The organism is Salinimicrobium oceani, from assembly GCF_012037645.1.
This window is the reverse complement of the sequence record NZ_JAAVJR010000826.1, coordinates 1-409: the sequence shown is the minus strand read 5'-3', so window position 1 is coordinate 409 and position 409 is coordinate 1. Positions and strand designations below refer to the sequence as shown.

1 protein-coding gene is annotated in these 409 nt (G+C 38.4%); it reads left to right on the top strand.

From position 1 onward, the window contains the following. Window positions 1-31: 31 nt before the first annotated feature. The coding region (locus HC175_RS19585; protein WP_235942698.1) for an Eco57I restriction-modification methylase domain-containing protein at window positions 32-409 on the top strand (378 nt) is incomplete at its 3' end.

Here is a 409-nt window from a genome sequence, read left to right as displayed (position 1 = left end):
CCTTAGCGGCAATATCAAATGCGGCAATTCTTTGATCGACGACGAAGCCGTGGCCGGCAACAAAGCATTTAAATGGGAAGAAGAATTTCCTGAAGTATTTTCTAAAGGCGGTTTTGATGTGGTGATTGGGAATCCGCCTTATGTACAAACTAGTGATAAGAACTTTTCAAGCTATAAAACGTTCAAATGTGGTGATCTTTACGCACTATTTTTTGAAAGAGGTTTGGAAATTACACGAGAAAAAGGATATTTCTCCTTTATAACTCCTAGTCTGTTTATCAAAGGTATGCGTTACGAAGTCCTACGGAATTTCCTATTGGATAACTCTCGTATTATTGAAATTGCAGACAAGGGAGACAACATATTTGAAGGTGTACAAATGCCAACTGCAATAACTACCCTGCAGAAA